A 20816-nucleotide genomic window follows, 5' to 3' on the forward strand; every position below is an offset into this window, starting at 1 on the left:
GGTTCAAGTTTGAGCAGGAGGGTTCAAAAGCAGGCTTTGAACGAAATTTACGCCTTGAACTGTTAGGGTACTTCAATCTCGTTTACGATGCGATTGATGATCTCTTCAGAAGTAATGCTCTCTGCTTCTGCCTCGTAGGTGATCCCTATTCGGTGCCGCAGTACGTCATGGATGACGGCCCTGACGTCCTCCGGGACCACATATCCCCTTCTCTTGATGAAGGCATAACATTTGGCCGCTATGGCAAGGTTGATACTACCTCTGGGGGATGCCCCGAAGCTGATCAGCGGCTTGAGGTTCTCCAGGTCATATTTTTCCGGGTACCGGGTGGCGAAGACCAGGTCCAGGATATATTTTTCGATCTTCTCATCCATATACACCTCCCTCACAGCCTTCTGTGCGTCCAGGATCTGTTTGAGACTTACCACCGGTTTTACCGTTTCGTATGCCCCGTTGAGGTTTTGACGGATGATTAGCTGCTCCTCTGTCATCTTGGGATAGTCGATGACGGTCTTGAGCATAAACCGGTCTATCTGAGCTTCCGGCAGGGGGTAGGTTCCTTCCTGTTCTATGGGGTTTTGAGTAGCCATTACCAGGAAAGGGGGATCCAGGGGAAAGGTCTCGTCCCCTATAGTCACCTGCCGTTCCTGCATGGCTTCCAGCAAGGCAGATTGTACTTTGGCCGGAGCCCGGTTGATCTCATCTGCAAGGACAAAATTGGCGAAGATGGGTCCCTTCTTGATAGAGAAATCATTCGCTTTGATATTGTAGATCAGTGTACCAACCACATCGGCCGGGAGCAGATCAGGAGTGAACTGTATTCGGCTGAAACTTCCTTTGACCGCTTTGGCCAGGGTGTTAATCGCCAGGGTCTTGGCCAGTCCGGGTACCCCTTCCAACAGGATATGACCCTGTCCCAAAAGGCCTATCAGCAACCGTTCCGTCATCCGCTTTTGTCCTACGATGACCTTGTTCATCTCCATCATCAGCAGGTCTATAAATGCGCTTTCCCTGGCAATCTTCTCATTTACCGCACTTATATCTACCGTGTTATTCTCTTCCATACATTGATTTTTATCAGTTGTTTATTTATCCCTTGGTTGAAAGGCTTTGCAAATTCAAAATTTATTCATTTACAGCCTGTTAACGATTGGTTAAAAATTGCGGGAACCCCAAGTTTTATGATGTTTTTAAGGGATTTTTAGTAATTTCACCTGCCTATGAAAACACTAGCAAATTTCTCCAGGATCATAGCCGGAACTATGACCTGGGGAGCATGGGGAAAGAAACTCTCCAAGCAGGAGATGATCACCCTGATGAACCATTGTCTTGAAACTGGCGTGACGACCTTTGATCATGCGGATATCTACGGGGGTTACGGCAATGAGGAAGAGTTCGGCAATGCCTACGCTTTCAGCAAAATCCCAAGGGAAGACATACAGCTGATCACCAAATGCGGGATACAGTATCTGACCAAAGCCAGGGACAATAAGGTAAAACATTATGAGTATTCAGAGGAATACATCATCTGGTCTGCCGAGCGATCCCTGGAGAAACTCTGCACAGACTACGTAGACCTGCTTCTTCTCCACAGACCCAGTCCGCTTATGGACCCCGAACCTATCGCAAGGGCCGTTGAACAACTTCTGAAAAGTGGAAAGATACGCTCTTTCGGAGTTTCCAATTTCACCCCTTCCCAGATCGCCATGCTGGAAACTGCAATACCCGTGGAGTCCAACCAGGTGGAATGTTCCCTGACTGCTGAAGGGGTCATGTATGACGGGACCCTGGATGATTGTATCGCGAACAAGAGGATGGCCATGGCCTGGTCTCCCCTGGGCTCTTATTTCCGTGAGGACAATCATAAGACCAAAAGGATCAGGGAGGCACTACAGCCCATGAAGGTAAGGTATTCGGCCTCTGAAGACCAGTTGATCCTCGCCTGGCTGATGAAGCATCCGGCAAAGATCTATCCCGTGATCGGGACTTCCAACGCCGGCAGAATAACCGATTCCCTGCGAGCAGTAGAGATATCCCTGGACCTCGAAGACTGGTTTATTTTGCTTCAGGCCTCACAGGGGCATGAGGTTCCCTAAAGGCAGGTATGATGAACAAGAAAAGGAAAATAGCATTTATTACAGGGGCGACCAGTGGCATTGGAAAGGCCACCGCCGAGGTTTTTGCGTCCCACGGTATCTCCCTGGTAATTTGCGGGAGGAGGCAGGCCCAACTCAACGCCCTCCGGAAGGAATTGGGAGGGATTACAGAAGTACATACCCTGAATTTCGACGTACGGGACAAGGACGTGGTAGCCGATGCTGTTCAGTCCCTTCCCAAGGAATTTGCAGATATAGACATCCTGGTGAACAACGCGGGCAATGCGCACGGACTGGATCCTATTCAAAAAGGGGATCTGGCCGACTGGGATGCGATGATCGATATCAACGTAAAGGGATTGCTCTATGTATCAAAAGCGATCCTCCCTGGGATGATCTCCCGAAAGAGCGGTCATATTATCAATATCGGTTCCACGGCTGGAAAGGAAGTGTATCCTAACGGGAACGTGTATTGCGCGAGTAAACATGCGGTGGATGCGATCAACCAGGGGATGAGGCTCGACCTGAACGAGTACGGGATACGGGTGGGTGCCGTAAATCCCGGCCTGGTGGAAACCGAATTCAGCGAGGTGAGGTTCAAGGGCGACCTCGAGAGGGCAAAGAAGGTCTACAAGGGATACCAGCCACTAAAACCCGAGGACATCGCAGATATCATCTACTTTGTGATCACCCGACCCTACCATGTGAATATTGCTGACCTTGTGGTGATGCCCACCGCCCAGGCGAGCAGTACGATTGTGAAGAAAGAAGCATGATCAATAAACGCCTTCTGGTAAAGAACCTGTTGGCCCACAATGACGAGAATAGCTTTTACGACAAGAAGCGGTTCATAGACATTGGGCAGAGGGAAGGGAAGGCGAAGTTTTTAAAGCACGTCTGTGCCCTGGCCAACAGCAATCCCAGAAACCATTCTTTTATTGTCATAGGGGTTGAGGATGAGGATAACAAGATCGTAGGAGTCGATTTTTTCGACGACAGCAAGATCCAGAACCTGGTCAATGCCTACCTGGACAACCCCCCATTGATCTCCTATGAAAATATCCCCTTTCCACATCTCCCCGAAGGAAAGGTAGTAGGACTTGTGACCATCAAATCGAACGGCAAGGTCTGTGCCCTGAGGAAGAACATCTGGAAGTACTACGGGGGTGCGGTCTTTTTTCGCGAGGGGAGTATCAGCATGCCCAAGGCTTTTGACATCGAACTCAAGGACCTCAATTCGGACATGGTCTCCACCATAGAACAGCACGCCCGGAACAACATTGAACTTACCCTGGACGGGGTGATCGATTTTATCAACCACCGCCACAAGGACCTCAGCAGCAGCTACAAGGTGTTTAAGGAACAATTTGTGATCTGCTGGGCCGGAAACAAAAAGGTGGTCAAGGATCAAACCTATTATTCCAGGGTAGACATCGAATTGATCAACGAGCAGGTAAAACTCTTCTACTCAGCGCTGGATGAGATCACCATCGTGATCACGGAAGAAACCTTTGCCATCACCGAATACGTACATTTGGGCCTCGGCAAGGAAAAGCGCTATTACCCCCTCGAAGAGGTGGCGATCACCTTCCAGGACAACGGAACCTATCAGATACAGAGCGAATTGATCTTTGAGCCCCCTCGCTACGACCGGAAGACACTCTACCACATCTTAAACACCAATAACACTCTGTTACAAAAACTCCAAAAGAACCTCAGGCTCAACAAGGCAGACACGGCCGACCTTAAACTGGCACCGGCCACCTATCTTTTGTGCTATCTGAACGGCTTCGAAGAGGCAAAGGACCATATGGAGACCCTCAAGGAGCTTGTGAAAACCAGGGACCGTGAGACGTACAACAACCTGAAGGAATCCCAAAGGATCCTCAGGAAGGTGAGGTACAGTTAAGGTTTAGTAAGCCAAATAAGTTCGTAGGGTTGTACCTCTACGAGTCCGCTTGAAAGCTTCCAATCTCCTTCCCGAAGGAGATCTTTCAGGTTCCCATCCCTGAGGTATCCCAGGCGGTGGAGCAAATGGGTATCGAGAAGCTGGGGATGTTCATCGAAGTTTGTGATCACGAGCACGCCTCTACCTTCCTTGCCCGTGCGTTCGTATACGAAAAGGTGGGGATTTGCAGGGTCGTGGATTTCCAGGTTGTTATGGTCCGCGAATACGCCCTTCTTTTTCCTGAGGGCGATCATCTTCTTAATGCCTGCAAATATCCTGGACGAGGGTCTTTCCTGATCCTTCAGTTGGGAAACGGCTTCCCAGTTGTGTCTGGGGCGGTTTACCCATCGGCTGTCATTTCGCTTGTGTGGATCTTCCAGGTACGAATAATCATTGAGGGACCCGAGTTCATCCCCTGCGTAAATCAGGGGAATACCCCCAAAAGAGAGGATGATGCCATGCAACATCAGTATCTTCTTCAGGGAAATCTCCACGCCTTCGGGATCACTGTTTCGCATCGCTTTTTCAAGCCCCAGGAGGGAGGCGCAACTTCCCGTGATGCGGCTGTCTCCCGTAGCCGGATTTTCCATGAACTTGTACCCCATGGCCGGGCTCCATTCAAGCCCCTGGCAGTAATAATTGATCAGAAAACTCCGGTGCATCCAGGGGTCGAGTCCCAATTGGGCGATGTAGCCGTCATCCAGACCCAGGCCAATATCGTCATGGCAGCGCAGGTAATTGATCCAGGTGGCAGTGTCCGGCTTCTTGGGTACACTTTTCAGGGATTTCTGCAGGAGCAGAGTCTTCTTTGTAGCGATTGAGTTCCAGAGAAGGGACATGAGAGAGGCATTGTAGGCGATTTCGCATTCATTCCCTTCCAGGTCCCCTTCCCCGAAATACTTGACGATGTCATGGGGAGATACAATGGCCTCTGCGAGGAACACCACCCCCGGGGCAATTACCTGCAGGCACATCCTGAAAAGGGAGATGAGTTTGTGAGCTTCCGGCAGGTTCTGGGAGATGGTGCCTATTTTCTTCCACAGAAAAGCCAGGGCATCGAAGCGAACGACATCTACTCCGCTGTTCACCATATCCACCAGGTTGGTCAGCATTTCTGTGAATACCCTGGGATTGGTGTAATTCAAGTCCCACTGATAGGAATTAAAAACTGTCATCACCCATTTGGATATCTCCGGCCTGTAGGTAAAATTCCCCGGGGAAGTTGAGGGAAATACTTCAGGGAGGGTGGCCTCGAAGGCGTCGGGCACAGTCCTGTCCGGATACATATAGTAAAAGTTCTGATAGGTGGTATCTCCACTGAGGGCTTTTTTAGCCCAGGGGTATTCATCGGAGGTGTGATTCACCACGAAGTCGAGCATGAGGTACATCCCGTGCTCCCTTAATTTAGCGGTGAGTTCGAGGAGGGATTTCTTGTTTCCGTACCTGGGATCTACCGCCGTGTAGCTGTTGACGGCATATCCGCCGTCATTCTCTCCCTTTGGCCTTTTGGTGATGGGCATCAGGTGAAGGAAGTTCACCCCCAGTTCCTCAAAATACGGGATCTTTTCCTGCACGCCTTTGAGGTTGTCGTTGAAGAGATCCACGTAGAGTTGCATCCCCGTGATCTTATGGGATTGGTGCCAGTCTCCTGCTTTCAGCAACTGCAGGTCACGGAGTCTTAATTCTTCAGGCCTTTTCTCGAACAGTTTCTCGAGCAATCCGGGCAACTTTTTCCTGTATAAGTCGTGTTCCGTCTCCGGATACAGTGTTCGGAAGAGACCCTGGATCAAAGGGAGGTTGGTTTCCAGGCGTTTTTTAAAAAGCGACAGGGGATGAACATTCTGAAGATCCCGCAATTCCTTTGAGGCCAGCTTTTTGTGGAGGGCCGTTTGGTTCATGGGAGATTGTTCAGTTGATTTTTATCCGGAAGGGAATCGATAGCGCCGTACCCCGTAGTGGTAATAGCCCCGGCCTTATTGGCGGTGAGGACCATTTCCATAAGGAGTTCATCATTTTCAAGGAGGTGTGAATGCGAAGACAGCTCACTGATCTGCTGCAACAAGCAGCCGATAAAGGCATCCCCCGCCCCGGTGGTATCTACCGGTTCCACCGGGATACTGGGGATGGTGCGATGGGTTTGGTTCGTACTTATCCATGTTCCTTCAGAGCCCAGGGTAATGGCAATGATCCCCGTGCCCATTTCGTGCAGTGCCTTACTCGCCTCTACCAGATCGGATTTCCCGGATAACATCCTGGCCTCTTCCAAACTGAATTTGCAGAGGTGTGATTTTTCAATATAGGGCATACACTTTTTTATAAAGAGGTCTTCGGCCCCGTGCCACAAATCGGCGCGAAAGTTCGGATCGAAACTGATAAAGGCATTCTCCGTGATGGCATCAAACAGGTAATGTCCATAGGTTTTTTCCAACGGGCCTCCAAGCAGTGCGGTGGCTGCTCCCAGGTGAACCATCTGGTCGCGGAAGTTGTCCTTGACAGAGGAATCATAGGTAAGTTCCCGGTCGGCTCCCCTGGAGAATACAAAATCCCGCTCCCCGTTCTCGGCCAGGGAAACAAAAGCAAGTGTAGTAAAGGTATCCGATCTTTGAAGGAGGGAGAGGTCTACATCACAGGCTTCCAGGGTTTTGATAAGGTACGTTCCAAATGGATCCTCGCCCACGCAGCCTATAAAGGCACTTTTTCCTTCTAATTTGGAGATGGCACAGGCGACGTTGGCAGGAGCCCCTCCGGCCTTCTTGGTGAAGAGGGAGGCCTTGGTTAGGTCGGCTCCCTGATTTTCCGCTACAAAATCAATGAGAAGCTCACCGATACAATAAATCTTTTTGGATAGCATTTGAAGAACCTGTCAACTTTTATGAGGATCAAGTATAGGAAATAATAAGCGGATTTTAAACTTCCTAAAACATAATCTCATCGGGGATTGCGCATTCTGTCCAAAATATTTTTCGCCCTGCCATGGGGGCTAACCGCGATAAATTGCGAATTTTGCACCATGAGAACTTTGGTCGTAGGGGACATTCACGCAGGGGGCAAGGCCCTTCCACAGGTGCTCGAGAGGGCAGGGATAAGGCAGGACGACCTGCTTATTTTTTTGGGGGATTACGTCGACGGGTGGAGCGAAGCCGTCGAAACCGTGGAGTACCTCCTGGAATTGCAGCAGAAGTACAGGTGTGTATTCCTCAGGGGAAACCATGACGAACTCTGTTATCGCTGGCTCGAGACCGGGGAGCACAATCCCCTCTGGCTCGAGAACGGAGGACAGGCCACCATCGATTCCTACGAAAAGGCGGGAAAAGAGATCAAGCAGGCTCATATTTCGTTTTACAAAGCCCTTCGCAACTATCACCTGGATTCGGCAAACCGACTCTTCCTCCACGCCGGATTTACCAACCTGAAAGGGGTGGAATTCGAATATTTTACGAAGACATTCTATTGGGACCGTACCTTATGGGAACTCGCCCTCTCCCTCGATCCTTCCATCCCAAAAGACAGTATTTACTATCCAAAGAGACTTCTCCACTACGCTGAGATATTCATAGGGCATACCCCTTTGAGCAAGATCGGCAAGTCTACCCCTCACCGGGCAGCCAACGTGTGGAATATCGATACCGCAGCTGCCTATAAGGGACCCCTTTCCGTCCTGGATGCCGATACCAAGGAATTCTGGCAAAGTGACCCCGTTTGCTCTTTTTATCCGTGGGAGAAAGGGAGAAACTGAATTTTGGCAATTCTTTAGTAAGTGTTCCATCTTATTTTACCGTCCTTTGAAGGAAAAGTATCCCGTGATGATAAAGAATGTTCGATTGGAAGTTATGGAAACCTTAGAGCCTGAGATCTCAGGATTTATGGAATCCTATCTGATCCCGCCAGATGAGATCTGGCAGCCTACCGACTTCCTGCCGGATTCCAGATCCGAGGGATTTTTTGATGCGGTTGAAGAGCTCAGGGAAGAAGCCAAGGAACTCGAATACGACTTCTGGGTCACCCTCGTAGCCGATACGATAACCGAAGAGGCCCTGCCCACCTATGAATCCTGGCTGATGGATGTAGAGGGGATCAACCAGCACGGAGAGAACAAAAACGGTTGGACCCGTTGGGTGCGCGCCTGGACGGCAGAGGAGAACAGACACGGCGATGTCCTTAACAAATACCTGTATCTCTCAGGAAGGGTAGATATGAGACAGGTCGAGATTTCCACCCAGCATCTCATCGCCGACGGTTTTGATATTGGAACGGACCGGGACCCCTATAAAAATTTTATCTATACCACATTTCAGGAACTGGCTACCAACATTTCCCATAAGCGCGTCGGCCAGATGGCCAAGAAAAAAGGAAATCTTTTATTGGGTAAGATGTGCAGTATTATCGCCGGAGACGAAATGCGTCATCATTTGGCGTATCGAGAATTCGTAAAGTCTATCCTGGAATACGATCCCAACGGGATGGTCCTCGCTTTTGCTGAGATGATGAAAAAGAAGATCGTCATGCCGGCTCATTTCCTGAGGGAGTCCGGAGGAGCCATAGGGGAGGCTTTCGAAAATTTCTCAATCTGTGCCCAGAGACTCGGGGTCTACACCGCAAACGACTATGTCGAAATCCTGTCCAAACTCAACAATTACTGGGATATTGGGTCATTGAGAGGGCTTACTGAAGAAGCGGAGAAAGCCAGGGAATATCTGATGAAACTTCCCGAAAGACTGGAAAGGATCGCTTCGCGCATGAGGTTCCCGGACGAGCGTTACAAGTTTGCCTGGGTTCAGGCCAACGGGCTCTTATAAAGAGCAGCTTCGGGGAAGAATTCTTTCCTTTACAACTTACCGTGCTTGTGTTCTTTTTGCCATTTGGCGAGTTCCTTCCACTTGCCCTCTGCTGCCATTTTGGCCTGCATTGGCCAGGAGGAGGGGTCGTGCACCTTGTAGCGGTCTCCTCCGGAATCCAGCACTTCCTGGCATTTGTCTACCGAGGTTTCTGCAAGGTTTCTCCAGGTCTTGATCTCGTAATTGTGGAAGAGGCTCCTGATCTTGGGGCCGATCCCTTCAATTAAGGTAAGGTCATTGAGTTTTACCGCCTTGCCCATGATCTTACGGGCTTCGTCGGCATCAAAGCTCTGGTAGTCATCGTGGTTAAGTGAAGACCCCGCGGCCAGTTTGTGCTTGCACTTTTCGAGCTCCACCCGGGCCTTTTCCTTTTCCTGCGTAAGCTGCTTTATCTGAGATTTATAGTCTACCGTAGGGTTGGCGCCCCTGCCGATGAGGTAACCAAAAAATCCACAAATGAGGCCCACGCTTAAAGGGATAAGCCAGCACCAGATATTCATATATTCTAATTCCATGGGAAGTGTTTTATTTCGTTGTTGTTTTTTGAGATTCGACTAACCTCTGACAAGGAGCTCTTTTGAACTCAATTGTATAAGGGGATGACAAATTCATGAACACTGGCCGCAATACATGACAAAGAAGTAGATACCTGCGAGGAGGGTTATGATAAACCCGAGGATATTCGTGGTTTTTCTGGACATACTTGTAATGGTTAGTGAATTCTTCCTACAAGATATTAAAAAAAGCCATACCCGGGATGCAGGTATGGCTTAGGTTTTATCCTCGGTAAAGGAGTATGCGATCTTACAGATCGAATTTGATCCCTTGTGCCAGGGGCAGCTCTGTGGTGTAATTGATGGTGTTGGTCTGCCTTCTCATATAGATCTTCCAGGCATCGGAACCAGATTCCCGTCCTCCACCGGTTTCCTTCTCCCCTCCGAATGCGCCTCCTATCTCGGCTCCTGAGGTCCCGATATTGACATTGGCGATCCCACAGTCACTTCCGGCGGCGGAAAGGAATTTTTCGGCCTCCCTGAGGTCTCCGGTCATAATGGCTGATGAAAGTCCCTGTACCACACCATTCTGAAGGGCAATGGCATTTTCGACCTCTCCTGAATAGGGGATCAGATAGAGAATGGGGGCGAAGGTCTCATGCTGTACGATCTCAAAGGTGTTCTTGGCCTCTGCTATGGCAGGTTTTACATAACACCCGCTCTCGTATCCCTCGCCTTCAAGCACACCGCCTTCCACGAGGATCTTTCCTCCCTGGGCAACCACCTGCTCGAGGGCTTCCTTATACATTTTAACCGCATCCCGGTCGATCAGCGGCCCGACGTGGTTGGTTTCATCGAGAGGATTGCCTATCCGCAACTGGCCGTAAGCTGCTATGAGGGCTTCTTTTACCTTGTCGTAGACGGATTCGTGCACGATCAGCCTTCTGGTGGAAGTGCACCGCTGCCCCGCCGTACCTACGGCCCCGAAAACAGCTCCGATCACGGTCATCTTTATATCCGCCTTGGGAGTGACGATGATGGCGTTGTTCCCGCCCAGTTCAAGAAGGGATTTGCCTAACCTGCCGGCCACGGCCTGGGCCACGATCTTACCCATACGGATAGACCCTGTAGCTGAGACCAGGGGGATGCGCTTATCATGTGTCATGAATTCCCCTACCCTGTAGTCCCCGTTTATCAGGCAGGAAATACCTTCAGGCAGACTGTTTTCTTTCAGGACATCGGCGATGATATGCTGGCAGGCAATTCCGCACAGGGGAGTCTTCTCGGAAGGCTTCCAGACACACACATCCCCGCATACCCAAGCGAGTGCTGTGTTCCAGGCCCAAACGGCCACCGGGAAGTTGAAGGCGGAAATGATCCCCACCACTCCAAGAGGGTGGTATTGTTCATACATTCTGTGACCGGGCCTTTCGGAGTGCATGGTAAGACCGTGCAGCTGGCGGGAGAGTCCCACGGCAAAATCACAGATATCTATCATTTCCTGTACTTCCCCAAGACCTTCCTGATAGGATTTGCCCATTTCATAGGATACGAGTTTTCCGAGGGGTTCCTTGAGTTCCCTCAATCGCTGCCCGAACTGGCGGACGATCTCCCCTCTTTGGGGTGCGGGCTTCAAACGCCACACTTCAAAGGCTTCAGAGGCCCTCTCCATGATCCTTTCGTAGTCTTCTTTCGTGGTGGATCTGACCCGGGCGATCAGTGTACCGTCTACAGGGGAATGAGAATCTATAACCTCCCCCGAGGAAAAGAACTTCGTGCCCGTAGAAGAGCCTTCGTTGAGTTCTTTTATTCTGAGAGCTTTCAATGTGTTTTGTATTCCGGAATCAACCATTGCAGTTGCCATAATTTGAGTGTTTTGAATTGAATAGTTCGTTGTCGTGCAAAGCTACGAATAATTACCCTCTTGGAATGCTACCCGGGATACAGTTCGGGCTGCGTGTACTTCCTAAAGGTGCAGAAGGACCAGAGCGATCAGGGCTGGTAACCCCTGGATGAAGAAGATCTTTTTGGAGGCCGTAACTGCCCCGAATATACCGGCAAGCAGCACACAGCTTAGAAAAAAAATGGAGATGTAAATCTTCCACATGTGATCCTCAATAAAAAAGGTCCAGATCAACCCTGCTGAAAGAAAACCATTGTATAGCCCCTGGTTGGCCGCAAGGACCTTTGTGGGTTCAAAGAGTTCCCGGGGGAATCCTCTAAAGACCTTCGGCCCTTTGCTGGTCCAGGCAAACATTTCGAGCCACAGGAAGTAGAGGTGCATGAATGCGATAAGTCCGATCAAAATTTCTATGGCTACCCTCATAATACGATGTTATTCCTGATCGTTCGCGACAAACCTCGGATCTGATTCCATCACATGCCCACATTGGGAACAGGTGCGAAAATCCTCAGAGCCGTAGAAACGCTCGAAGTGATGAAGAAAATCCTTTTCAATGTCCTCCAGAGTGAAGTAGGCCTCGTAGAGTTTGTGGTTGCAGTTATCACAGAACCAAAGCAAGCCGTCCTTACCTCCGAGGTCTGCCCGTTTGCGTTCAATGACCAGTCCGATTGAACCTTTATGCCGAAACGGCGAATGAGGCACCCCTGCGGGATGCAGGTACATGTCCCCCGGACCGAGGTTCATCGTTTTTTTCTTTCCGTCTTCCTGTATGTGCACTTCGATGTTGCCTTCCAGCTGGTAGAAGAGTTCCTCGGTCTCGTTATAATGATAGTCTTTCCTTGCGTTTGGGCCCGCGACGACCATCACAATATAGTCGCCGGCGTCTTTATAGAGGTTCTTATTTCCAACGGGGGGTTTTAAGGAGTCCCTGTTTTCCTCTATCCACTGGTTGAGGTTAAATGGGGGTCTGATGGACATATTTTTAATGTGAGATTAAGAGCAGGCATTCTGCCGGCTATGCTCAAAAATACGAAAAAGGGACTCAAATGTAGGGTTACTTGTAGAAGATCTGGGTGTAGAATAGGGTTCCATCCGAACCTCTTTTCACACTGATGGCAGTGAAGGTGTAATCAGCCTCCATCGTACCCTTGTGATTCGGGCTTTGTAACCATCCCTGAAAGGCGGCAGCGGCGGTTGGGTAATCCATGGCCACGTTTTCGGCGATCTCCTTGGCATTGGCCTCGGCAGCTATTTTGGAAGCCCGGGCACTGAAATTATCATGGCTGATAGTGCCTTTGGCCACCATATAATCAGTATGCTGGTTGGCGTAGTCATAGGCCAGTTCGCTGAACTGTAAAGGTTGCGCACCCAATGACACCCTGTGTTCGTTGACGATATATAGCAGCTCCTGTTCCACTTCCACCGCATTCAAAGCTACGGGGATAACAGGTTCATCCAGGGATTCCTTAGAACAGGATACCCCAAACAACAGGACTATCGCCCAGAAAAAAACAGGCAAACTTCTTCTCATATAGTGTTCCTCGCAAGCAGGTAGGGAAGAAGTTGGGGGCTTTTCCTCCTTTCGGTAAAAGAAGAGGGTAAGTATACTAAAAAGGTTCGAAGTTTGGGTTTATTCGTCCGGAAAATTCGATGAAATGCACAAATCGGCTTCCTTGGCAAACCCGAATTATGAAGAGGGAATTGAATAGAGGTCAGGAGCGTTCAATACGATGATTCCTCATCTTCGGTATCTTTCCTGATCACCTTGCTAAAGACCAGGTTCCCAAGATTCCGTATAGGTTCGTAAAGGGCTGATTCCTCTTTCACATCATCGTTGATGAGCCCCAAATTCTTGTTCACGCTTTCGAAGAATACGAGAAGGGCACCGAGGATGATGGCGACTTTGAGGGTGCCGAAGACCCCGCCGGCGATCTTGTTGAGCAGGCCAAGCATGGCAATCTCGGCTATCTTGGTGAGCAACCTCGCAGCCAGTATCACCAGGGAGACAATGATTAAAAAGGTGATGATAAAGGAGGTCAGGCTCATGACCCTCTCATTCCAGTTAAAATGGGAGGCCAGGTAGTTGCCGACGATATACGAAAAATGGATTGCCCCATAAAGGCCCGCCACCAGGGCAAGAATGGAGGCGATCTCCACGACGAGGCCATTTTTTACACCTTTGAAGAGGCCGTACAACAACAACAGGCCCAAAACGATGTCGATAAAATTCACTGGTTGGCGGTTTGTACAAATATAGGACATTGATTTGTACCTTTAACCCCGTAAACAAAGGTTGAAGAGCCTGATAAAATCCGGGATCACATGGCCAGGGACGAAGTGCTTAAGAATCGATGGGAAGCGTTGGTGGATAAACTATCCTCTCAATTCTCGGACGGGGACCCCCTTGAACTGGACGCCATCATTTACCTGATCGGGGTACAGGAACTCGGACAGTACCACCGCACTTATAAAAAGGACGAAAAGATCAACCTCATGCATATCGCCATCTGCAGGCTACTCGAACCTTACGGCTACTACGAATTTGAGTATTTCGATGAGGAGGGATGGCCACATTACAAAACAAAAGAGGCCCTCCCTCCCCTGAAACCCGGAGAACAATCCGTACTGATGAAAGAGGCCATCGTATCCTATTTTCTCGAGAAAGACTATTTGTCATGAAAGGCTTTACTCCTTATTACGCCGTCATCTTTACCACCGTGCGGGCTGAAGGTGATCTGGGCTATGCGGAAATGGCAGATAGGATGGAAGCTCTGGCCAGGGTACAACCGGGTTTCCTCGGCTTTGAAACTGCCAGAAGTGAGATCGGCATAAGCGTGAGCTACTGGAAGAGCCTGGACGACATTGCCCGATGGAAGGAAAACGCCCAGCACCTCGAAGCCCAGCGAACTGGAAGGGAAAAATGGTACGAACATTACACCCTGAGGATCTGCAGGGTGGAAAGGGAATACGGGTTTAATCGGGACCCTCAGGAATAACGTAATCTTAATCCGGCCGATTTTGTCTTACGGACGTGTACCCTTATTTTCGAGAGGATTAATCCAATGAAATTAATTTTATGTCGACCACCCCATTCTTTTCAAACCTCAACAGAAAGAAGACCACGGCAGAGATCGCCAAAACTACTTTCGACCTTATCGTCATAGGCGGAGGGATTACCGGAGGGGGAATTGCCCTCGACGCTGCCTCGAGAGGGATGAAGGTGCTCCTCCTGGAAAAAGGGGATTTTGCCTCTGGAACCAGCAGTAAATCCACTAAACTCATACACGGGGGGCTGCGTTATCTGAAGCAGTTCGACTTCTGGCTGGTCAAGGAAGTGGGTTCCGAACGCGCCATAGTTCACAAACTGGCACCCCACCTGGTCCTTCCGGAGAAAATGTTGCTGCCCCTTATCGATGGAGGGTCCTATGGGAAATGGCTGACTTCCGTCGGACTCAAAGTATACGATATCCTGGCACAGGTAAGCGGGGATGACAAGAGGAAGATGCTGGAGAAGAAAGAGGCTCTGGCCCTGGAACCCCTGCTACCCAAGAAAAAGGTAAAAGGTGCCGGGTATTACGCAGAATACCGTACGGATGATGCCCGACTCACCCTGGAGAACATCAAGACCAGCCTGGAGTTCGGGGCGAAGGCGCTCAACTACGCAGAGGTCACCGAATTCCTCTACAAAGAGGATATGGTCTGCGGGGTAAAGTTTACGGATGTCCTAAGCGGAGATACCTTCCCGGTGAAGGCCAAATACGTGATCAATGCGGCCGGTCCCTGGGTGGACGACCTGCGGAGTATCAACCACAGCAAGAAAGGGAAACGCCTCCACCTCACAAAAGGGGTGCACCTGGTCTTTCCTCACAAAAAGCTGCCTGTAAAGCAATCCGTGTATTTCGATGTGCCCGATGGCCGGATGATCTTCGCCATTCCCAGGGGAAAGATCACCTACGTGGGGACCACAGACACCAACTACAACTCGGACAAGGACCAGGTGGAAACCGACCTTGCCGATGCCATTTACCTGATCGCCGCCGTAAACAATATGTTCCCTGAGATCGAACTGGAGATGAAAGACATTGAATCTTCCTGGGCAGGTCTTCGCCCCCTTATCCATGAAGAGGGGAAATCTGCCTCGGAACTCTCCAGGAAGGATGAGATCTTCACTTCGGACAGCGGACTCATAAGCATAGCCGGGGGGAAACTTACGGGGTACCGAAAGATGGCCGAGCGGGTAGTGAACAGGATCGCCAAAAAAATGGAAGAGGAGGAAGACAAGAAATGGCCCGAGTGCAAGACGGATACCATCCCCCTCTGCGGCAATGACTTTAAAAAATACAAGGAGGTAAAAAAATACATCGAACAGGTCCATAGCCGAATCCAACCGGATGGTTTCTCGAAATACGACGCCTGGTACCTGGTCACCAATTACGGAAAACAGACCGAGGAGATCCTAGAGCTCTATGAAAAGCGGAAAGAAAAGGACATACACCAAAGAATGATCCTGTCAGAACTCGGATTCACCGTTGCCAGGGAAATGGTTCAGTCGCCCCTCGACTTCTTTGTCAGGCGAACCGGGCGGCTTTATTTTGACATCCAGAGCGTAAGGGATCACATGGATGCCGTTATCGGGGAATTGGGCAGGACCTTTAAGGCCGACAAAAAGGCCACAGCCGTTTGGAAGGAGGAACTGGAAGCCGAATTGAAAACCCATTCAAGCTTCACCCTCGACAAGGATAAATAAGCTTCACCTTAGTCCATACGATCCGCAAGTGCCTTAAAGTTCTTTCGGGCGCTTTCGTTCTGGTAGAGGATGCGGTAGACCGTATCTATGATGGGGGTGCGGACCTTGTTCTTGAAAGAATTCTTTTGCTCATAGGCGCTTTTGGTCGCATAATACCCCTCGGCCACCATGTTCATTTCCATCATAGCACTCTTTACGGTATAGCCTTTTCCGATCATATTGCCGAACATCCGGTTCCGGCTGAAGGTGGAATAGCCGGTCACCAGCAGGTCGCCCAGATAGGCAGAATTGTTGATGTTACGCTTCATCTTATGCACCCTCTTGATATACCTTTTCATCTCCCGGATCGCGTTGCTCATCAGCACGCTCTGAAAATTGTCCCCATAACCCAAACCGTGCGCGATCCCTGCTGCCAGGGCGTAAATGTTCTTCAGCATGGCGGCGTATTCCGTGCCGATGATATCATCTGAGATCTTGGTTTTGATAGACTCGCTGCCCAGTTTGGAGGCTACCAGTTTAGCCTTGTCCTTGTCTGCAGAGGCTACCGTGAGGTAAGAGAGCCGGTCTAAGGCCACTTCCTCTGCATGGCATGGTCCGGTGATCACACCGATATTTTTTAATGGGATGTCGTATGCATCGTGGAAATGCTCTCCCACGATCTTGCCGCTTTCCGGCACGATCCCCTTGATGGCGCTAAAGATGATCTTGTCCTTCAGCGGAATGCTGAGTTTTTGCAATTCGCTTTCCAAAAAGGCCGATGGGATAGCAAAGATAAGTACGTCCGCGGCTTTCACGGCTACGTCGATATTGTCCGTAAGGTTGAGCTGGGACAACCTGAATTCTACCGAGGTGAGGTAGTTCGGATTGTGTTTGTTGGTCTTTATGAATTCGATGGCCTCAGAATTCCTCATATACCAGGTTACCTTCGGAAGATTTTTTGTCAGCATTTTCACCAGGGCCGTCGCCCAGCTGCCTCCTCCCAGAACGGCAAATCGCACTTGCTTTTTCATATTCCCTTCTTTGGGGATTAAAAGTAATTAAAATCAAATAGTATGTAAATATCAGTAAATCAGATATTTAAAACAAATGGCATGATGCTTGTTTACAAATATACAAGAATCATAAAACCGAGTGCCATGAGAAATTTTACCCTTTTAAGTTTAGCGACCTTCGCGATGCTTACCTTAAGCAGCTGTTATACCGAGGTCATTGTGGATGATGTCATTGTGGATGATGTTCCTCTGCAGACCAGACAGGTCTTGCAGGCCTATGATCTGTGGTATGTCGATATCGAGTCTACCCAGGGGCTGGGGGAAGTGCCATTTATGCAGAGAGCCTTTACCCTCTCCTTTGTCAATGGGTTGCTCTATGCCAATAACAACCTGTCTGGCATCGGAAGAACGGGTAACGGACTCGGGATTCGGGTTGGGTATTTCGATGCCGGAGGAGGTGTCCTGGAGATCGACCACGATATTGACGGGGTGTGGACTTTCGAGGTGTACAATGTGAATGGCAGGACCATAGAACTCTATAACAGGCGTTCTAATACTTCCTATTTCCTTGACGGATATCAGCGTTCTGATTTCGACTATGACCGACTATTCTATGAGAACATAGAACTCCTCCTTCAGGAATACGACGTTTGGGAAAAGACCTATGTGAGCGATACCGGCTACCTCAATGACTTTGACCAGGAGAACTTCCTGCAGTTCTTTCAGGGTGGTACCGGCACCCGCTTCAGGTCGTCCATAGATCCCATTGGGACTCCTTTACCGAATATTGTCTGGGATTACGAAGGGTTTTACGAGATCTACAATGTACAAAACGATGAAACGCTCAAAACTTTAACACTGGACTACTCCTTTATGGGCAATGATTATTTTGAGTTGTACGTTATTGATGACAGGACCATAGAGTTGTACCACCCAGACAGCGGAACGGTCTATGAGTTCACAGGGAGGGGCTATATCCAGTACCTGAAATCAGAAAGAACCCCTGAATCCAGGAAGCGTCTGAAAAGCAACCATCCCACCATGGATGTGAAAAGGCAAAGGAAGGCGGTTTCCGGGAAATAGATAAAGAAGCATAATTTTTTTGGTTGGTTATTTGGTTAGAAACCGTCCTGCCCTTCCCGGGCAGGGCGGTTTTATCTTTTCACTCCTATTTTTTCGTACCTTAACTCAGCAATTCTTCAATGAGAAAAGATGGATTCCAGGTATGACGTTAAAGCGGGAAATACGGGGCACAAGGAGATCCCGGGGAACCCTTCCACAGCTACCAGCAGTAGCAAGAAATTGAACGACCGTTCGGCAGGCGGCCCATTGAAAGTAATGAGTGAGGAGGATTGGCAATTCTGGGTTCACAACGGTTATGTGGTGATCAAAAAAGCCGTGCCCAGAGAACAGGCACAAGAAACGGCCCGGTTTCTCTGGGAATTCGACGAAAAGGACCCAAATAACCCCGAGACCTGGTACGCACCACCAAGAGCCGAAATGAAGATGAAGGAACTGGCGGGTACCGGCATGGTGGAGGTATACAACCACCAGCTCCTCTGGAACAACAGGCAGACCCAAATGGTCTATGAGGCCTTTGTGGATATTTGGGGGACGGAGAAATTGTGGGTGACCATAGACCGGGCCAACCTCAACTTTCCACAACGTCCCGGCTTTGAACAGAAGGGCTTTATACACTGGGATTACGATCCGGAGACCAAGCCCCAGAATGTTCAGGGGGTCCTTGCCCTTGCAGACCAGACAGACGAGAACATGGGCGGATTTCAGTGCATCCCCTGGCTCTTCAGAAATTATGAGACCTGGAAGGAGGGTCAGCCTAAAGACCGGGATCGTTTCCAGCCAGACATTACGGGCCTCGAGGACAAGATCGTAAAGGTAAAACTGGAGACGGGTGACCTCTTGATCTTCAACAGCCTCCAGCCACACGGGATCAGGCCCAATCGCTCCAAGGATCGGGTCCGGATCGCCCAGTACATCTCCATGATGCCGGCAGAACCCGAAAACGAGGCCCTGCTCAACTGGAGGATACATTCCTGGAAGAACCGCGTTGCCCCGGATGGGTACGCCTTTCCCGGCGATCCCAGGAACTGGGAGCAGGAAAAATACGGGACTGCGAAATTATCTCCTCTGGGAGAAAAGTTGTTGGGTCTCACCTCCTGGTAAGCCCTAAAATCCTGAAATCTCTTGCGGGAGTCGGCCACCTTGTAAATTAATGGTACTTTTGCCCCCTTAAATTCACAAGGATTTGAAGAAGTACCTCCATTTGTTCGATTTTTCCCAGAAAGTTAATTACCGGACCGAGATCTTATCGGGACTAACGGTAGCCCTGGCCCTGGTTCCGGAAGCCATCGCATTCGCTCTTATCGCCGGGCTTTCTCCCCTTACGGGTCTCTACGCCGCTTTCGTCATGGGGCTGGTCACTTCCGTCCTGGGAGGCCGGCCGGGGATGATCTCCGGAGCCACAGGTGCCGTAGCCGTGGTTATCGTAACCCTCGCCCAGCAACACGGGGTGGAATACGTTTTTGCGGCGGTCGTACTGGCCGGACTCCTGCAGGTACTGGCCGGGGTTTTAAGGTTGGGTAAGCTCATGCGACTGGTGCCCCACCCGGTGATCTTCGGGTTTGTGAACGGTCTGGCCATCATCATCTTCATGTCCCAGCTAGATCAATTCAAGAATTCCGACGGGAGTTGGATGGGGGGAAGTACATTGCTTTTATTTTCCGGACTGGTATTGCTGACCATGCTCGTCATCTGGGGCCTGCCCAGGCTGAGCAAGGCCGTGCCTGCTTCTCTCGTAGCCATCCTGCTGGTGTTTGGCATCGTCTTTTTATTTGGAATTGAAACCCGAACCATAGGGGATATAGCTTCCATTAAGGGAGGGTTTCCGCCCTTCCACCTTCCGGAGGTTCCCTTCACCCTGGAGACCCTGCAGATCATTTTTCCGTATGCCGCGATCGTGGCCGGGGTCGGACTCATAGAAAGTTTGCTTACCCTGAATATCGTGGATGAGATCACGGAGACCAGGGGCCGCGGAAACAAAGAGGCTGTGGCACAGGGCACGGCCAATATCCTCTCCGGGGTTTTTTCCGGGATGGGAGGATGTGCTATGATCGGGCAGAGCCTAATCAATACCTCCAACGGTGCCAGGGCGCGACTTTCAGGCATCGTGGCCTCCCTTATGCTCCTGGTCTTTGTGGTCTATGGTGCAGATCTGATAGAAAGAGTGCCTATGGCGGCCCTAACTGGCCTGATGATCATGGTTGCCCTGGGAACCTTTGAATGGGCAAGCCTTCGTACTTTCAGGAGGATGCCAAAGAGTGATGTCCTTGTTATGGTCCTGGTCACCCTGGTAACGGTTTTCCTGCACAACCTCGCTTTGGCTGTGCTAGTAGGGGTGATCATTGCTGCCCTGGTATTTGCCTGGGACAACGCCAAGCGTATCCGGGCCCGAAAATATCTAGATGAAGATGGGGTAAAGCACTATGAGATCTACGGCCCCCTCTTTTTTGGATCGGTTGCCCTTTTTAATGAAAAGTTCGATGTGCTAAACGACCCCGATGAGGTGATCATCGACTTCAGGGAAAGCAGGGTAGTAGACATGTCGGCCATAGAAGCCTTGAACAAGATCACCGAAAGATACCTCAAAGTGGGCAAGAAGGTGCATTTGAAACACCTGAGCAGGGACTGCAAACAGCTACTCAAAAATGCAGATGATATCATCGAGGTCAATGTCCTGGAAGACCCAACCTACAAGGTGGTGGTCGATAAGATCTGAGGAAG

General features: G+C 50.0%; 21 protein-coding genes. 11 read left to right on the forward strand and 10 right to left on the reverse strand.

Annotation, left to right across the window (positions count from 1 at the left end):
* Positions 1 to 62 precede the first annotated feature (62 nt).
* Positions 63 to 1064 carry an AAA family ATPase gene (locus GWK09_RS06375; protein WP_163692153.1) on the reverse strand — a complete coding sequence of 334 codons (1002 nt, stop codon included), beginning with the start codon at positions 1062 to 1064 and terminating at the stop codon, positions 63 to 65.
* Positions 1065 to 1220: 156 nt separating this feature from the next.
* On the opposite strand from GWK09_RS06375, the gene GWK09_RS06380 reads away from it, so the two are divergent.
* Genes GWK09_RS06380 through GWK09_RS06390 form a run of 3 tightly spaced genes read left to right on the forward strand, consistent with a single transcriptional unit; the run spans position 1221 to position 4005 of the window.
* Positions 1221 to 2096 carry an aldo/keto reductase gene (locus GWK09_RS06380; protein WP_163692154.1) on the forward strand — a complete coding sequence of 292 codons (876 nt, stop codon included), beginning with the start codon at positions 1221 to 1223 and terminating at the stop codon, positions 2094 to 2096.
* A gap of 11 nt (positions 2097 to 2107) precedes the next feature.
* Positions 2108 to 2872, forward strand: a complete 765-nt coding sequence (locus GWK09_RS06385; protein WP_163692528.1) for an SDR family NAD(P)-dependent oxidoreductase — start codon at positions 2108 to 2110, stop codon at positions 2870 to 2872.
* The gene (locus GWK09_RS06390; protein WP_163692155.1) at positions 2869 to 4005 is read left to right on the forward strand and encodes an ATP-binding protein; all 1137 of its coding nucleotides are present in this window, start codon (positions 2869 to 2871) and stop codon (positions 4003 to 4005) included. The genes GWK09_RS06385 and GWK09_RS06390 overlap by 4 nt, the downstream gene beginning before the upstream one ends.
* Here GWK09_RS06390 and GWK09_RS06395 read toward each other — a convergent pair.
* Both GWK09_RS06395 and GWK09_RS06400 read right to left on the reverse strand, forming a co-directional pair.
* Entirely contained in the window at positions 4002 to 5942 is a 1941-nt protein-coding gene (locus GWK09_RS06395) for an alpha-amylase family protein (RefSeq protein WP_163692156.1), read from the reverse strand. The genes GWK09_RS06390 and GWK09_RS06395 overlap by 4 nt on opposite strands.
* Entirely contained in the window at positions 5939 to 6895 is a 957-nt protein-coding gene (locus GWK09_RS06400) for a carbohydrate kinase family protein (RefSeq protein ID WP_163692157.1), read from the reverse strand. The genes GWK09_RS06395 and GWK09_RS06400 overlap by 4 nt, the downstream gene beginning before the upstream one ends.
* A 159-nt stretch (positions 6896 to 7054) precedes the next feature.
* Between GWK09_RS06400 and GWK09_RS06405 the strand changes: the two genes are divergently transcribed.
* Entirely contained in the window at positions 7055 to 7780 is a 726-nt protein-coding gene (locus GWK09_RS06405) for a metallophosphoesterase family protein (protein WP_163692158.1), read from the forward strand.
* A 64-nt stretch (positions 7781 to 7844) separates the two neighbouring features.
* Entirely contained in the window at positions 7845 to 8840 is a 996-nt protein-coding gene (locus GWK09_RS06410) for an acyl-ACP desaturase (protein ID WP_163692159.1), read from the forward strand.
* A gap of 29 nt (positions 8841 to 8869) precedes the next feature.
* On the opposite strand, the gene GWK09_RS06415 is transcribed toward GWK09_RS06410, so the two are convergent.
* From GWK09_RS06415 to GWK09_RS06440, 6 genes are all read right to left on the reverse strand, one after another.
* Positions 8870 to 9394, reverse strand: a complete 525-nt coding sequence (locus tag GWK09_RS06415) for a hypothetical protein (protein WP_163692160.1) — start codon at positions 9392 to 9394, stop codon at positions 8870 to 8872.
* Positions 9395 to 9683: 289 nt separating this feature from the next.
* A complete protein-coding gene (gene amaB / locus GWK09_RS06420; protein ID WP_163692161.1) occupies positions 9684 to 11237 on the reverse strand; it encodes an L-piperidine-6-carboxylate dehydrogenase in 1554 nt (517 codons plus the stop codon).
* A 102-nt stretch (positions 11238 to 11339) separates the two neighbouring features.
* Entirely contained in the window at positions 11340 to 11699 is a 360-nt protein-coding gene (locus GWK09_RS06425; protein WP_163692162.1) for a DUF1304 domain-containing protein, read from the reverse strand.
* 9 nt (positions 11700 to 11708) lie between these two features.
* Entirely contained in the window at positions 11709 to 12254 is a 546-nt protein-coding gene (locus tag GWK09_RS06430; protein ID WP_163692163.1) for a 3-hydroxyanthranilate 3,4-dioxygenase, read from the reverse strand.
* A gap of 76 nt (positions 12255 to 12330) precedes the next feature.
* Positions 12331 to 12807: a CAP domain-containing protein gene (locus GWK09_RS06435; protein ID WP_163692164.1), complete on the reverse strand. Its 477-nt coding sequence runs from the start codon at positions 12805 to 12807 to the stop codon at positions 12331 to 12333.
* 191 nt (positions 12808 to 12998) lie between these two features.
* Complete coding sequence (locus GWK09_RS06440) at positions 12999 to 13508, reverse strand: CvpA family protein (RefSeq protein ID WP_163692165.1); 510 nt, start codon at positions 13506 to 13508, stop codon at positions 12999 to 13001.
* A 90-nt stretch (positions 13509 to 13598) separates the two neighbouring features.
* Between GWK09_RS06440 and GWK09_RS06445 the strand changes: the two genes are divergently transcribed.
* The 3 genes from GWK09_RS06445 (at position 13599) to GWK09_RS06455 (ending at position 16023) form a co-directional block, all read left to right on the forward strand.
* Positions 13599 to 13955 (forward strand): hypothetical protein, encoded by a 357-nt coding sequence (locus GWK09_RS06445; protein WP_163692166.1) that lies wholly within the window; start codon positions 13599 to 13601, stop codon positions 13953 to 13955.
* On the forward strand, positions 13952 to 14272 hold the full coding sequence (locus tag GWK09_RS06450) for an antibiotic biosynthesis monooxygenase family protein (RefSeq protein ID WP_163692167.1): 321 nt from the start codon (positions 13952 to 13954) through the stop codon (positions 14270 to 14272). Before GWK09_RS06445 ends, GWK09_RS06450 begins: the two co-directional genes overlap by 4 nt.
* Positions 14273 to 14352: 80 nt before the next feature.
* On the forward strand, positions 14353 to 16023 hold the full coding sequence (locus GWK09_RS06455) for a glycerol-3-phosphate dehydrogenase/oxidase (RefSeq protein ID WP_163692168.1): 1671 nt from the start codon (positions 14353 to 14355) through the stop codon (positions 16021 to 16023).
* An 8-nt stretch (positions 16024 to 16031) separates the two neighbouring features.
* Here the strand turns inward: GWK09_RS06455 and GWK09_RS06460 are convergent, their stop codons facing one another.
* Positions 16032 to 17033: an NAD(P)H-dependent glycerol-3-phosphate dehydrogenase gene (locus GWK09_RS06460; RefSeq protein WP_163692169.1), complete on the reverse strand. Its 1002-nt coding sequence runs from the start codon at positions 17031 to 17033 to the stop codon at positions 16032 to 16034.
* Between the two features lie 126 nt (positions 17034 to 17159).
* On the opposite strand from GWK09_RS06460, the gene GWK09_RS06465 reads away from it, so the two are divergent.
* From GWK09_RS06465 to GWK09_RS06475, 3 genes are all read left to right on the forward strand, one after another.
* On the forward strand, positions 17160 to 18098 hold the full coding sequence (locus GWK09_RS06465; RefSeq protein WP_163692170.1) for a nicotinic acid mononucleotide adenyltransferase: 939 nt from the start codon (positions 17160 to 17162) through the stop codon (positions 18096 to 18098).
* A gap of 129 nt (positions 18099 to 18227) precedes the next feature.
* Positions 18228 to 19199, forward strand: a complete 972-nt coding sequence (locus GWK09_RS06470; protein WP_163692171.1) for a phytanoyl-CoA dioxygenase family protein — start codon at positions 18228 to 18230, stop codon at positions 19197 to 19199.
* Positions 19200 to 19281: 82 nt separating this feature from the next.
* Complete coding sequence (locus GWK09_RS06475; RefSeq protein ID WP_163692172.1) at positions 19282 to 20811, forward strand: SulP family inorganic anion transporter; 1530 nt, start codon at positions 19282 to 19284, stop codon at positions 20809 to 20811.
* Positions 20812 to 20816 lie beyond the last annotated feature (5 nt).

Origin of the sequence: Muriicola jejuensis, from assembly GCF_010671595.1 — a bacterium.
In the GTDB taxonomy this organism is placed as follows: domain Bacteria; phylum Bacteroidota; class Bacteroidia; order Flavobacteriales; family Flavobacteriaceae; genus Muriicola; species Muriicola jejuensis.

Bases quoted from the DNA above. Each gene is read 5' to 3' on its own strand.
- GWK09_RS06375 (WP_163692153.1), bottom strand. From the start codon at position 1,064: ATGGAAGAGAATAACACGGTAGATATAAGTGCGGTAAATGAGAAGATT.
- GWK09_RS06380 (WP_163692154.1), top strand. From the start codon at position 1,221: ATGAAAACACTAGCAAATTTCTCCAGGATCATAGCCGGAACTATGACC.
- GWK09_RS06385 (WP_163692528.1), top strand. From the start codon at position 2,108: ATGAACAAGAAAAGGAAAATAGCATTTATTACAGGGGCGACCAGTGGC.
- GWK09_RS06390 (WP_163692155.1), top strand. From the start codon at position 2,869: ATGATCAATAAACGCCTTCTGGTAAAGAACCTGTTGGCCCACAATGAC.
- GWK09_RS06395 (WP_163692156.1), bottom strand. From the start codon at position 5,942: ATGAACCAAACGGCCCTCCACAAAAAGCTGGCCTCAAAGGAATTGCGG.
- GWK09_RS06400 (WP_163692157.1), bottom strand. From the start codon at position 6,895: ATGCTATCCAAAAAGATTTATTGTATCGGTGAGCTTCTCATTGATTTT.
- GWK09_RS06405 (WP_163692158.1), top strand. From the start codon at position 7,055: ATGAGAACTTTGGTCGTAGGGGACATTCACGCAGGGGGCAAGGCCCTT.
- GWK09_RS06415 (WP_163692160.1), bottom strand. From the start codon at position 9,394: ATGGAATTAGAATATATGAATATCTGGTGCTGGCTTATCCCTTTAAGC.
- amaB (WP_163692161.1), bottom strand. From the start codon at position 11,237: ATGGCAACTGCAATGGTTGATTCCGGAATACAAAACACATTGAAAGCT.
- GWK09_RS06425 (WP_163692162.1), bottom strand. From the start codon at position 11,699: ATGAGGGTAGCCATAGAAATTTTGATCGGACTTATCGCATTCATGCAC.
- GWK09_RS06430 (WP_163692163.1), bottom strand. From the start codon at position 12,254: ATGTCCATCAGACCCCCATTTAACCTCAACCAGTGGATAGAGGAAAAC.
- GWK09_RS06435 (WP_163692164.1), bottom strand. From the start codon at position 12,807: ATGAGAAGAAGTTTGCCTGTTTTTTTCTGGGCGATAGTCCTGTTGTTT.
- GWK09_RS06445 (WP_163692166.1), top strand. From the start codon at position 13,599: ATGGCCAGGGACGAAGTGCTTAAGAATCGATGGGAAGCGTTGGTGGAT.
- GWK09_RS06450 (WP_163692167.1), top strand. From the start codon at position 13,952: ATGAAAGGCTTTACTCCTTATTACGCCGTCATCTTTACCACCGTGCGG.
- GWK09_RS06455 (WP_163692168.1), top strand. From the start codon at position 14,353: ATGTCGACCACCCCATTCTTTTCAAACCTCAACAGAAAGAAGACCACG.
- GWK09_RS06460 (WP_163692169.1), bottom strand. From the start codon at position 17,033: ATGAAAAAGCAAGTGCGATTTGCCGTTCTGGGAGGAGGCAGCTGGGCG.
- GWK09_RS06465 (WP_163692170.1), top strand. From the start codon at position 17,160: ATGAGAAATTTTACCCTTTTAAGTTTAGCGACCTTCGCGATGCTTACC.
- GWK09_RS06470 (WP_163692171.1), top strand. From the start codon at position 18,228: ATGGATTCCAGGTATGACGTTAAAGCGGGAAATACGGGGCACAAGGAG.